This window comes from Kibdelosporangium philippinense, assembly GCF_021390435.2.
Taxonomy (GTDB): Bacteria; Actinomycetota; Actinomycetes; order Mycobacteriales; family Pseudonocardiaceae; genus Kibdelosporangium; species Kibdelosporangium philippinense.
This window is the reverse complement of record NZ_JAJVCN010000003.1, coordinates 392,095-404,845: the sequence shown is the minus strand read 5'-3', so window position 1 is coordinate 404,845 and position 12,751 is coordinate 392,095. Positions and strand designations below refer to the sequence as shown.

Annotated in this window: 5 protein-coding genes; 2 read left to right on the top strand and 3 right to left on the bottom strand. The window is 64.6% G+C overall.

What is annotated here, in order from left to right; genetic code table 11:
- The first annotated feature begins 54 nt into the window (after positions 1-54).
- On the top strand, positions 55-1,332 hold the full coding sequence (ftsY, locus tag LWC34_RS33790) for a signal recognition particle-docking protein FtsY (protein ID WP_233729325.1): 1,278 nt from the start codon (positions 55-57) through the stop codon (positions 1,330-1,332).
- A gap of 203 nt (positions 1,333-1,535) precedes the next feature.
- Complete coding sequence (locus LWC34_RS33785; RefSeq protein WP_233729324.1) at positions 1,536-5,006, top strand: RICIN domain-containing protein; 3,471 nt, start codon at positions 1,536-1,538, stop codon at positions 5,004-5,006.
- Positions 5,007-5,066: 60 nt separating this feature from the next.
- Here the strand turns inward: LWC34_RS33785 and LWC34_RS33780 are convergent, their stop codons facing one another.
- The 3 genes from LWC34_RS33780 to LWC34_RS33770 all read right to left on the bottom strand — a co-directional run bounded on the left by LWC34_RS33780 (position 5,067) and on the right by LWC34_RS33770 (position 12,739).
- Positions 5,067-5,549: a hypothetical protein gene (locus LWC34_RS33780; protein WP_233729323.1), complete on the bottom strand. Its 483-nt coding sequence runs from the start codon at positions 5,547-5,549 to the stop codon at positions 5,067-5,069.
- Entirely contained in the window at positions 5,546-11,689 is a 6,144-nt protein-coding gene (locus LWC34_RS33775) for an RHS repeat domain-containing protein (RefSeq protein WP_233729322.1), read from the bottom strand. Before LWC34_RS33775 ends, LWC34_RS33780 begins: the two co-directional genes overlap by 4 nt.
- Positions 11,690-11,974: 285 nt before the next feature.
- The gene (locus LWC34_RS33770) at positions 11,975-12,739 is read right to left on the bottom strand and encodes an IclR family transcriptional regulator (protein ID WP_233729321.1); all 765 of its coding nucleotides are present in this window, start codon (positions 12,737-12,739) and stop codon (positions 11,975-11,977) included.
- Positions 12,740-12,751: the final 12 nt, after the last annotated feature.

Here is a 12,751-nt window from a genome sequence, read left to right as displayed (position 1 = left end):
ATCGAGTTAAATAACGTTGAAGCTTGTCGAAGCTATGGATGCGAGGATGGCGGGGTGTCCACCGAACTCATCGTGATCCTCGCGGTTGTCCTGGTCCTGATCGCCGTCGCCGTGGTCACCGGACTGGTGCTGGCCAAGCGCCGCCGGGTGAACTTGACCGACACGGAGCGCAAGTCGGTCGAGGACCGGGCGAAGTATCAGGCGGGTAGCGGGATCAGCCTGTCATCGGGCGGTACGACCACTGTCGAGCCCCCGGTGCACCCGGTTGAGGACCGCACCGAGGTCGACGGCCAGCCGGGCGTTGGCGACGACGCCTCAGTGCCCCGGGATTCCGAGAAACGGGACATAGTCGACATCGCACTGCCGGATTCCCTCGAAGTCGAGGAGAAGCCGCAGGAAATCGACAAGATCGAGCCGACTTCGGGCCGTCTTGAGCGGCTGCGCGGCAAGCTGGCGCGGTCCCGGTCGACCTTCGGGCAGAGCCTGCTCGGCCTGCTGGGCGCGGGTGACCTGGACGAGGACTCGTGGACCGACATCGAGGACACGTTGTTGCTCGCGGACCTCGGCGCCGCCACAACCGCCGAGATCATCTCGAAGCTTCGCGGCGAAATGACGTCTCGTGGCGTCCGTACGGCCGACGAGGCTCGCGCGGTCCTACGTTCGGTGCTCGTCGAGGCCTTGCACCCCGAGATGGACCGCTCGGTACGTGCGCTTCCACACGAGTCCAAGCCTGCGGTTGTACTGGTCGTGGGCGTCAACGGCACCGGCAAGACGACCACGACCGGCAAGCTTGCCCGGGTTCTAGTCGCCGATGGCCGTTCCGTTCTGCTGGGTGCTGCTGACACGTTCCGTGCGGCCGCCGCTGAGCAGCTCGCCACGTGGGCCAGTCGGGTTGGGGCTGAGGTCGTTCGTGGCAAGGAAGGCGCCGACCCCGCTGCTGTGGCTTTCGATGCCGTCAAGCGTGGCACCGACGCTGGCGTGGACGCGGTCCTCGTGGACACCGCGGGGCGTCTGCACACCAAGACCGGCCTGATGGACGAGCTCGGCAAGGTCAAGCGTGTGGTGGAGAAGCAGGCCAAGATCGACGAGGTGCTGCTTGTCCTTGACGCGACCACCGGCCAGAACGGGCTGACCCAGGCGCGGGTGTTCTCCGAGGTCGTGGACGTGACCGGGATCGTGCTCACCAAGCTCGATGGCACGGCCAAGGGCGGCATTGTCTTCCAGGTCCAGCGTGAACTCGGCGTCCCGGTGAAGCTGGTCGGCCTCGGTGAAGGCGCCGACGACCTCGCGCCCTTCGAGCCAGGCGCGTTTGTCGACGCCCTCCTGGGCTAACTCCCAGCGTGGGACTCGTGAGTGGTTAGGCGTGTTCTAACCCTGCTAACCACTCACGAGGGCTGCCGGTCGTTGCAACGGCCATGTTCTTCGTGCCGGAGATTTGCGAGGATTCGCGCGCGGGGAAGATTGGCCTGGGCTACAACGGTTCCGTGGGGGGTGCCGCTGCGAGTCCCCGCCTTCGTGTCTGAAGGGGACATCGCTTGACATCGCGAAGATCCGCACGCCTGCTGGCGTGCGCCCTGGCATGCGCTCTTGGCTCTGTCGCGCCACCGGCCTCGGCGCAGTCCGAGGTGCCTGACCAGCCGGTCGAATTGACCGAGCTGGGTTCCGAGAACACCAGGGTGTTCCAGAACCCGTCTGGGACAAAGACCCTTGAGCAGTTCGTCCGGCCGTTCCGGGCTCGTACGCCGGAAGGCTGGGCGCCGGTCGACACGACTTTGGTACGCGACCCCGACGGTTCGGTGCGGCCCAAGGTCGCGCCGATGAAGATCCGGCTGTCCGGCGGCGGAAACAGCCCAATGGCGTCCTTGGAACGAGACGGGAAAACGCTTGCGCTCTCGTGGCCCGGTGAGTTGCCTTCACCTGAGCTTGCCGGGGACACGGCTACTTATCGTGCGGTGCTGCCGGGTGTTGACCTGCAAGTGAAGGCCGATGTGGACGGTTTCTCGCAGGTTTTGGTCGTGCACAACGCCGAGGCCGCGGCGAACCCGGCACTGCGGGAAATCAAGTTCAAGGCCTCCGGTCTGCCGGTCAAAGCAGGCGACAACGGCAAGACCACAGCCGTGGACGACAGCGGGAACATCATCTTCGAGTCGGGTCCACCGACCATGTGGGAGACGCCAGCCGCCGCCCGGTCCGCTGTGGCGCCGGAGATCGACCATCGCCCGATGGACCTGCGGGTTGGCAATGGCGAGCTGACTGTCGTACCCGATGCCGGGATGCTCACGTCGCCGCACACCAATTTCCCGCTGTACATCGACCCGTCGTACAGCGGGACGCAGAACCGCTGGGTCTCCGTGGACTCCTACTCGCCGAACACCGAGTACTGGGACTTGGACCGGGACACGGCACGGGTCGGCCTGCAGACGTTCAAGTCGCCGCATGGCCTGCACCGGTCGTTCTTCCAGGTCAACACGTCCCCGATCGCCGGTGCGCAGGTGCTGAACACGTGGTTCGCGATCACCCTCGACCACTCGGGCGCGTGCGCCGCGACCCCGGTGGACCTGTACCACACCAAGGGGATCGAAGCGGGCACCAAGATCACCTGGAACACCACCACGGAGTCCGGCACCGACAAGAAGTGGTGGCTGACCAAACTGGACAGCCGGTCCGGCAACGCCAACGAAGGCGGCGGCTGCACCACGACCCAGCCGGACCTGCCGATGGAGTTCAGCTCGGCGGCGTTGAAGACGTTGGTGCAGAACACGGCCAACGCCAAGACCGGCACTTTGACGTTCGGCCTGCGTGCGCCCAACGAGGGCTCGAACGCGCAGTGGAAGAAGTTCTACTTCAACACCGCCCGGCTTGTGGTCGAGTTCAACAACAAGCCAAGCGTGCCGACGAACTTCACGACCGTCCCGCCGACGCCGTGTGGCACGGCCGCGGCGCCGGTGGCGTTGAACACGGCCTCGCCGACGTTCTCTTCGATCGCGTCCGATCCGGACGGTGACAATGTCAAGGCGCGGCTGGAGATTCTCGACGGCAACACCGTCGTGCACGCTTCGGACACTCCGCTGTTCAGGTCTGGTGGCGCGTTCTCGTGGTCGCCTGTGGCCGCTGGGGTTCTGCCGGACAATCAGCCGACGAAGGTGTTCAATTATCGCGCCCGGATCATGGATGCTCTTATTGCTGGACCGGACTCGCCGAGTTGTTACTTCACGGTCGACCGGACTCGTCCGGTTCCGCCGACCATCACGTCCACCGATTTCCCTGACAACACACCGGTTCGGTCCGTCGGTGAACTCGGCACCGTGAAGTTCAGCGGCACGGATACGGACATCGCGGGTTTCCGATACGGTTTCCAGCAGGACAAAACGACCATGTGGGTCGCGGCCGACGCGCCCGGTTCAGCCACGGTCCCGATCACTGTGTGGGACGACAATTCCAGTCGGCCGCTGTATGTCCGGGCTGTGGACAAGGCGGGCAACATCAGTCCGTTGAGTCCAGCTTGGACGTTGACTGCGCAGATTCGTACCGTTCCCGGCGCGGCGATCCGTGGGGATACCAACGGGGACAGGCGTGCCGACTTCGCCATGTTGTTCGACCAAGGCAATGGCCGGACGGCGGCGTGGAACTTCCTGTCGACGGGTACTGGTTTCTCGTCCGGTTATGTTGGCTGGGACACGGATGTCAGCGGCGGTTTCCCGCTGTACCGGATCAAGAGTGCGAATGGCGACTTCGACGGTGACGGCCGTGGCGATATCGCGGTGCTTCGGGAAGACCCGGATCGTAAGGTCCGGCTGTACCTGTTGCGCTCGGACAGCAACCGTTTCGACGCCGAAAGCGAACCCGCGTGGACCGGAGACTACCGGTTGTCCCATTTGAGAATCACCGCAGGCGACTTCGATGCCGACGGCGATGACGATCTGGCTGTGTTCCAAGGGCTTCCGGGAGCGCAGACGAAACTGTGGCTGCACCGGTCCGGTGGCGGGGTGTTCGCGGCACCCGTGCAGCAATGGGAGGGTGCGTTGGACATCAACCACCTTTCCCCGGTCGCGGGTGACTTCGACGGCGATGGCGATGATGACATCGCCGGTTTCCGTGGTGCGCCGGGAACACTGCAAACCAAGCTTTTCCTGCATGTGTCGAACGGTTCTTCGTTCGCGGCGCCGGTTTCGCAGTGGGAGAGCACTGCTTTCGATCGCTCCAAGGCGACCTTCGTGACGACGAACGTCAATGGCGACGCTGAGGGCAAGGACGAGATCGTGGCGTCCTACAACCGAGGCGGGACGTCAACCCAGGTACAGATCTTTACCGCGGGCAGCCCATGGTCAGTTTCGACCGGCTGGGAGAGCACGGCTTTCGATTCCCTGAAGTCCTCCCTTGCCGCAGGGGACTTCAATGGCGACGGCCGTGGTGACATCGCATCGCTGTACGACACCGGAAACGGTCAGCGTCAGATGTACACCTTTGTTTCCAACGGAACGACGTTCGCCGACAAGCGAACCGACTGGCAAGGCGAGGTCGCTGACGTGGCCGACGCTGTGTACATCGAACCGGGCCGCAGGTACCGCCTGCAGCCGAGCCACAGCGAGAAGTGCACCGGGATTCCGGCGGGCAACGTGGCCGACGGCGGGCCGTTCCAGCAGCAGGACTGTGCCGCATCGGCCGCTCATCAGCAGTTCGAGCTGGACCGGATCGGCAGCACACCGTACTTCCAGATCAAGACGGACGCGGGCAAATGCCTGGACATCCCAGGCTGGAAGCACGAGGACAACGTCGCGATCGGACAGTGGACGTGCGAGCCAACCGGTGCCCCACAGGCAAACCAGCAGTTCCGACTGGATTATGTGAGCGGCAGCGGGATGGATGTCGTTGTCCAGCCCCGGATCATCCACAGTGACAAGTGTGTGACGGTCGCGGGCGGATCCACAGCCAACAACACGGCTGTGACACAGGTGGCCTGCTCAGGGGCCGCACACCAGCGGTATGTCTTAAGAATAGAGCCCTGAAAAAGCTCGTGAGTGGTTATTCGTGTTCTAACACGAATAACCACTCACGAGGGGTTTTTGCTAGCTGTGCTGGGGGAAGTCCTCAGCTATGTCGCGGAGTGCTTCTTCCGGTGAGTCCCGGACGGCGTCCTTCAGCTGTTCGAGCAGGTCGAGTCGATCGACCCGTTCGAGCAGCACCGCCAACCCGCGCAGCTCTTCCCAGCGGTCGGGGTCCGGGTTCGCTATCTCCCGTGCCGTCACTGCTTCCAGGTGCGGGTTACGCACCTCCGGAGGCAACGCCGCCAGGATGTACCTTGCCCTCTGCGAGATCGGGGAATCGCTGAGCGCGGTGTCGAACAGTTCGGGCAGGAACTCCCGCACCAGTTCGGGACGCTCGGGGGCACGATCCCCGATCAACCGGATCGCCGCGTGGTGGCTGTTGCCGGACGCGAAGATCGCCCGCAATGTCTCCACCGGGTCGCCTGCCAGCACCGCGTCACCGGCCTCACGATAGGACGCGGTGGCACGTTCCAGCGCCTCCCATGCTTTGTCCACTGTGCTCACCCCCTTGGCCTCGTGCTTCTGATCTTCTTCACATACTCCCACGGCAGGCCTTCGATCTTCGCTTTGTACTCGCTGAACTTCATCCTGCGCGTCGCGTAGATCGTGTAGTGGCCCGGTGGGTCGTTGTCGTGCACCCAACCGAGGCCCTCCGGCAGCTTCGCTTCCTTGGGCAGTCGCCACATCGCGCCACCGCTGGTGTGCCGCGCGAGCGCCTCCTCGTTGTCGAACGCGGAGTGCCCGGCGGGTTTGTCCTCCCCGGCCTGTGACAACACGTCGTCGCCGTCGCGTATGTAGTCCTTACCCCAGCGCTTCGGGCTCTCGCTCACCTGCGGCCCGACTGTGGTGTTCTTACCGGTCGCGACGATGTCCGGCCGTGGTTCTTTCTTCTGCTGCCGTTGCCGTTTGCGTTCCTTGTGTTGCTGGCGTTTCTCCTTGACCTTTTCCTTGATCTTCTTCCAGGTCCGTTTGAACTTCTGGACCGCCTTCTTGATCCGCTGGACGTTCTTCTTGCCGATCCATTTGGCGACCTTCTTCTTCGCTTCCTTCCAGACCTTGGATTTCTTGATGGTCTTGATGGTCTTGGCGACCCAGACTCGGACCTTCTTGACCACCATCACGGTCACCCAGCGGGCGACCTGCACCCATTTGATGCCGATCTTCTTGGCGAGCCACGCGAGACCGCTGACGATCTTCTTGCCGACCCAGACCATCACGCGCTTGAGCACCGGTACCACGAACTTCCTCAGCACGGGCACAAGCACCTTGGTCGCGACGACCCTGGCGACGATCACCCAGAACCGGCCGTCCGGGTCGGCGTAGGTGATCGGGTTGTTGTTGCCGTACGCGTAGGCGTTCATCTGCTGCGGCTCGGAGTAGTCGATCTCCGGGTCGGGCGAGATGAACTTGCCTGTCGACGGGTCGTACGCGCGTTCGCCAAGCTGAGTCAGCCCAGTGTCGGCATCGATCGTGCCGCCGACGAACCCTTGCTGGCCCGGCCACGTCGCAGGAGCGGTGCCACGCACGGAACCGAACGGGTCGGTCCGCCGCCGCGTCACTTCCTGCGTGTCCGCGTCGATGGACAGCTCTGCCGTGCCGACGTGGTTGGGGTCCAACCAATGCAGCTTGTCGTCCGAGGTACGGACCGCGACGGTCTCTTCGTCGTGAATGTAGTGCCGCGTGCCCTGAACCGCGCCTGCGGGCGTGAGCAGGACCTCGGTTGTGCCGAGGTACAACGTGGTTCCGCTACCGTCCCTACGGATCAGGCGTTCGCCGTCGGCGTCGTAAACGTACGACGTGACCTTCGCGCCGTCGGTGACCTTGGTCAGCTGGCCTTCCAGGTCCCATTCCAGTGACTGGCCCTTGCGAGCGGTGGTGTTGCCGTTCGCGTCGTAGCCGTAGTCGTCGACCTTCGTGCCCTGCGGACCGTTCGTGGTCACCTTCTGCACACCGTGCGGACGTGCCTGACCGGGCTCCGGATAGGTGTACGTACTCGACGTCGTCTTGCCGTCCGGCGCCACCTTGGTCTCGGTGGTCCGGTTGCCAGCTTTGTCGTACGTCCACCCGTGCCAGTACGGCGCCGGACCGCCAAGCCCCGCGGAACTTGGCTGCGTGGCACAGTTTCCGTCGCGCGGCGTCCACGCACCGGTCATCCGGCGCAGGTAGTCGTGCTGGAAACACTGGGTGTCGGCCGGTTCACCGGTGTCGGCACCCGGCTGGTTGTGGATCCGGGTGATGTTGCCTGCCGGGTCGTAGGTGAACGACGAGTTGGCAACCATCCGGCCAGGTGTCTCGCGCTCGGTCACGGTACGCAGCAACCGCCGCGTGCCGACCTCGTACTCGGCGGAACGCTTGACCCACTTGCCACCCGCGGACAGCGTCACCTGCAGCGGCTCGGAGTACGGCGTGTACGTCGTGTTGGTGACATACGACGTCTTACCTGTCAACGTGGTCGGCAGGCCGAGGCTGTTGTAGCCGTAGGTCAGCGTCTCCTCGGCCAGCCCACCAGCGGCGGGCATGGTCGCTGTCGCGATGTCCCCGTCCTGCCGGTAGGTGGTCGAGAACTTGTACGTCCCGGCCAGTTTCCCTTCTGCCCCAGGGATCGTGAGGCTCAACCCGGTCGGCCGGTTGCCGGAGTCGACACCGGTGATCGACTGGGTGTACGCCTGACCGTTGACGTACCGCGTCGACGAGGTCGACACGCCAGGAACGAGCGTGCCGTCCGCCAGCTTGTCGAACGTCCACTCGGCACGCTTCGGCCCAGTCAGCGAACCCTCGTGGATCGCGGTGTTGCGGCCGATGTCGTCGTACGCGAACGCCAGCACATTGCCCTTGGCGTCCTTCTTCGTAGCGACGTGGTCACCGTCGTCGTAGGTGAACTCGGTGATGCCACGGTCCGGGTCGATCGTCTTGACCTCACGGCCGAGCAGGTCGTACTCGTGCCGCCAGACGTTGCCAGCCGGGTCGGTGACGCTCTCGAGCTGACCGTGCGGGGTGTAGGTGTACGTGGTCTTGTCGTACTCCCCGCTCGGCGACTTGCCCTTGTACTGGCGCAACTCGACGAGCCTGCCCTCGGCGTCCATGATCTTGCTGGTCGGTGTGGCGCCGTCCGGCGGGTCGACGTCGTAGCGGCTGCCTGAGTACGAGTGCGTGGTCCGCCACTTCTCGACGCCCTCGACCTTGAAGATCTCCGCGGTCAACCGGTCTTCGCCGTCGTACTCGAACACGGTCTGCGCGGGCAACATCGCCTCGTCCGGGGCGACCACGTCGGTGCCGGGCGGAGCGTCGTTGTAGTACGGACCGTTCGTCTTGATCTCAAGGCCCCGCGAGTCGTAGATCGTGTCGGTGATGACACGACCGCCGCCCGGTGCCGGGTCCTGCGACTGTCGTTCACGCATCTGACCGTCGAGCAGGTCGATGTCTGTGACGTACTGCCCGTCGGGCTGCAGCGTCTTGTTGATGACCGCGTTGGGCCCGTTGGCACGCACCAGATAGCTGTGCTCGGTGCTTGGGCTCTGCGTACGGTCCCGGCCTGGCAGCCACGACTTGATCACGCGGCCAAGCGGGTCGAACATCTTCTCGGTCCGCTTGTTGTTGGTGTCGGTGATCGCGGTCGGCTCGCCCCACGCGGGCTCGTACTCGGTGCTCGACACGTGCCCAAGTGGATTGGTGGTCGTGACCTTCGTCAGCGCACCGCCCACAGTGGACTCGTACTTCATCGTGCTCTTCTTGCCGAAGACGTCGTACGCCTCAATTGGACGGCCGTAGGAGTCGTACTTCGTTCGAGCGACGGTCTTGAAGCTCGGCGCCCCATTGACCCAGCCGTTGAACTCGTCACGACGTGTCGGCTCACCGCGAGCCGGTGGCGCGCCGAGGGTGTCGTTGTCGTCGTAGAACGTCCGCTCGACATCCACCAGGTCAGCCGGGAGGTTCGGCGTCTTGTCACACGCCACCCGGACCGTTTCCTCCTGGTATTCCACGTCCAGGACGTACGTCTGCGGGTTCTGCGTGTAGCTGTACCGGGTACAGGTGTCGTCGTTCGGGTTGTTCAGGTCGTTCAGGTTCTCGGTCCGGATCAGCAGGCCGGCCGCGTCGTAGACGTTGTTGGTCCCCGACTTGAACTGCGTGCCGTCCGGGTGGACCTCGGTCTGCCGGACCGCGGCTTCACCGGTCTTGCGTGACCGCGTGGTTCCCCAGCTGCGCACCCGGGTCGCGGTCGGCTCGGACACCCACTGGTCGGTGATGGCCCGCTCGGAGACCTTGCCACCGGCCTTGTCGTAGGTGATCCGTTCCCGCTCGACACCGGCGAGCTCGTTGCTGTCGTCGATCGCGACACCGTTGGAGTCGACGACCTTGACGTCCTTCACGCCGCCGGCAGCCGTCTTGTCCTCGTCCATGCCACGGAAGAACAGGGTCTCGGTCTGTTCCTGCCCGCCCTTGATGGTCTGGACGCGGTCATAGCCACGCCACTGCGACCACGACTTGCGTTCGGCCGGGATCAGGCCGTCTTCCTCGTCGTGGTGCCATGCCGGGGTGCCGACGTACTTCATCTCGGTCACCTGCGGGGCCAGACCGGTGGTCAGGTCCTTCTCGGTGATGTCGGCGACGACGTACTTGTGGAACCAGTCGAAGCGTTCCTTGGCGAGATCGTCCAACGAGTCCGGTGTCCACTTGAGAGGGTGGCAACGCTTGGCGTTGTTGTCCTCGACCGGCAGGTTGCTCGGCGCGGCACATTCCTTGGCCATGTAGTTGACCGCGATCTCGCCACCGGTCTCGGTCCGGATCGCCTTGAGCCGCCACCAGTTCATCGGCGGGATGCCTTCGATCCCGTCGACCCGGTTGGACATCTGCACGCCGTCGAAGTTGACCTCAGGCAACGCGACCGTGCCGCCGACAAGGCCGGTGCGCTTGATCGACGCCAGCCACATGCCCGCCCTGGTGCCGTCACCCGGCGCAGGGAAGGAATGCGTGAACGCCCACTCGTCGACGTTCTTGTAGGCGGTGTTGTTCCACACCTTCGTGGTGACCTTCGCCAGCCGCTTCTGCGACCAGAACGTCGGCGTGTACTTGTTGGCGCAGTTGGTCGTGCTCGTGCACTGCTGGTCCAACGGGGTGTCCGGCCAGTTCTCTGGCTTGGTCGTGACGCAGTCGGTGCCGGGGATACACCGGTCAGCCACGGTGAACGCGACCTGGCCGATGGCCGGTTTGGTGTAGACCTCGCCGTCCTTCTGGCCGTAGTCGATGCGTTCGAGGTAGCCGTCCCGCACGTACGAGCTGACCTTGGTCGCGGTCATGTTGCGGGCGTAGTTGTTGGTCTCGGTCTTGTAGAAGTAGCTCGACGTGTTGCCGTTGACATCCACGACGTAGTCGAGGTTCCACCGCCACGCCTGCTGGCACCACGAGGTGTCGAACGAGCCTGCCTTGTAGCAGTCCTCGCCGTTGTGGTTGCCGAAGACCGGGGCCGTCCACGCGGAGTTCGTGGTCGCCTTGCCCGTCGTCCAGCCGGGAAGCTTGTTCAGGCCGAAGAAGTACTGCGTGCCGTCCTTGGTCGTGATCTTCCAGGCTTCGCCGTTGTTGTCGCCATTGTCCTTTCCGGACAGACGCTCGATCTTCGACCCGTCGTCGCTGCGCAGCCGCCACTCTTTGGTCTTGTCGTCCATGACAAGCTCGCCACCGCTGCCGTTGAGCTGCAGCGTGGCGTTGTCGGTGCGCCAGCACAGGTCGCCGGTCTTCTTGGTGTTGTTGCTGTCCTTGGTGTCCGTGGAACAGCTCGCGTACCGGCGTTCGATGTAGCCGCCCGGGTTGAGGTCGAAGCCTTCACCGGCCCAGCTCGGCTGGTTGTTCGTGGCCGACGTGTGCGCGTCCACCGAGCCGGAGGAGTACGAGAGCTCCAGTTCCGGCTCTGGCCCGTCGAGTGCGGGCGGAGCGTCCATTTCGTACTGCCACGAGAAGTCGCCGGACGATGCGCCGGACGACCACGTGGCACCCGGAGACAGCGACGAGGCGCCCAAGTCTCCAGCGCCGGAGGACGAACCGGCCGTGACCGCGAACATCTGGTTCGCGCTCGGCGTCACGTCCGCTGACAGTGTGCCCGAGCCGTCGTTGTGCGTGCTCAGGGTTTTCGGTTGGCAGTCAACGGCTTCAGGTGTGTTGAGGGCACAGTCCGGCAGGATCGCCAGCTTCAGCCGGTTGGCCCAGTCGCCGCCGTAGGCGTCGCGGAAGCCGGAGTAGTCGACCTCGACTTCGAGTTCTTGGTTCTCCGCACCGGAAACACGGAACGCGGGTCCGTCCAAGCGCTTGGGCAGGACCTCGACCCGAATCGTGGTGTCGGCAGCCGCGCGGGCATTGTCCTTGCGGGACACGCGGATCGGCCCCGGTGACGCGCCACGTTGCTGTGCGCCGATCTCGGTCGTGGCCGGTGTGGGGAACTCGACCTTCGGCGTGCCTTTGAGGGCTTTCTCCTCGGCCGCGTCTGGCCCGATGGGCGTCGGTGGAACGGTTTTGACGGGTATGGATTTGTCGGTGCGTGGCGTGTAGTCGGCTTCGGGTGCCGCCACGGCAACCTCGGGGAGCACCGTCACCAGGGTCGATACGATCGCGAACGCGATCCCCGCCCCGGCGAGGCGGTGTCTTCTTCGTGTCATTCGGTTGTGCCCCTCCAGCGTAAAAAAAGGCATACCCCCAGGGCGATCATTCTCGGGTGTTTCACGTGGCCAAGTACGCACGTTTGCGCGATGTGCCAAAAAGCTTCCACAACGCCCGTTTTTGTGTTAATTCGCTGTGAGATGCCCAGGTCAAGATGCCTGTGAAAAGTGTGAACCCTGATTCAATACGCTGTTCGGTGCAATCCGGTGTGATCTTTGTCTGGATAGCGAATATAAAAAGTGCGCCCACGGAATCCGGGGGCGCACTTCGGGGCTTTTCTTGACTCAGCCGGTGCTGCGGGCGTGCAGCGTTTCGGCGATGGCCTCGGCCACGCGCTGCACGATCGGCGCGACCCGCTGGACGATCTCGTTGGTCAGCCTGCCCTCCGGTCCGGAGATGGAAACCGCTGCGGGGCTTGGGGTCCCCAGGACGGGCACGGCGATGCACCGGACGCCGAGCTCCTGCTCGCTCTCGTCGATGGCGTAACCGCGGTTGGCGACCTCGGCGAGGTGCATCAACAGCAGATCCGGGTCCTGGAACGTGTTCGGCGTGTACGCGGGCATCCCGGTGCGCTTGAGCAGCTCACGCACGTCCTGCTGGGCCATCTGGGACAGCATCGCCTTGCCGACTCCGGTCCCGTGCGGCAACAACCGGCGGCCGACCTCGGTGAACATCCGCATCGAGTGCCGGGACGGCGCCTGGGCGACGTACACGACCTCGTCGTGTTCGAGTACGGCCAGGTTCGCGGTCTCGCCGACCTCGTCGACCAGTTCGGCCAGCAGCGGGCGCGCCCACGTGCCGAATTGGCGCCCGGCGTTCTCGCCCAGCCGGATCAGGCGTGAGCCCAGCGCGTAGCGTCGGTTGGGGTGCTGCCGGACATAGCCGAGCGTGACCAGCGTTCTGATCAACCTGTGGATGGTCGGCATGGGCAGGCCCGAGGTCGTCGCCAGCTCGGAGAGGCTGGCCTCGCCGCCCGCGTCGGCCAGGCCTTCCAGCAGGTCGAAGGCGCGTTGCAGCGACTGCACGCCGCCGTTGCTCCCTGGGGCCACTGCCGCCTCCTT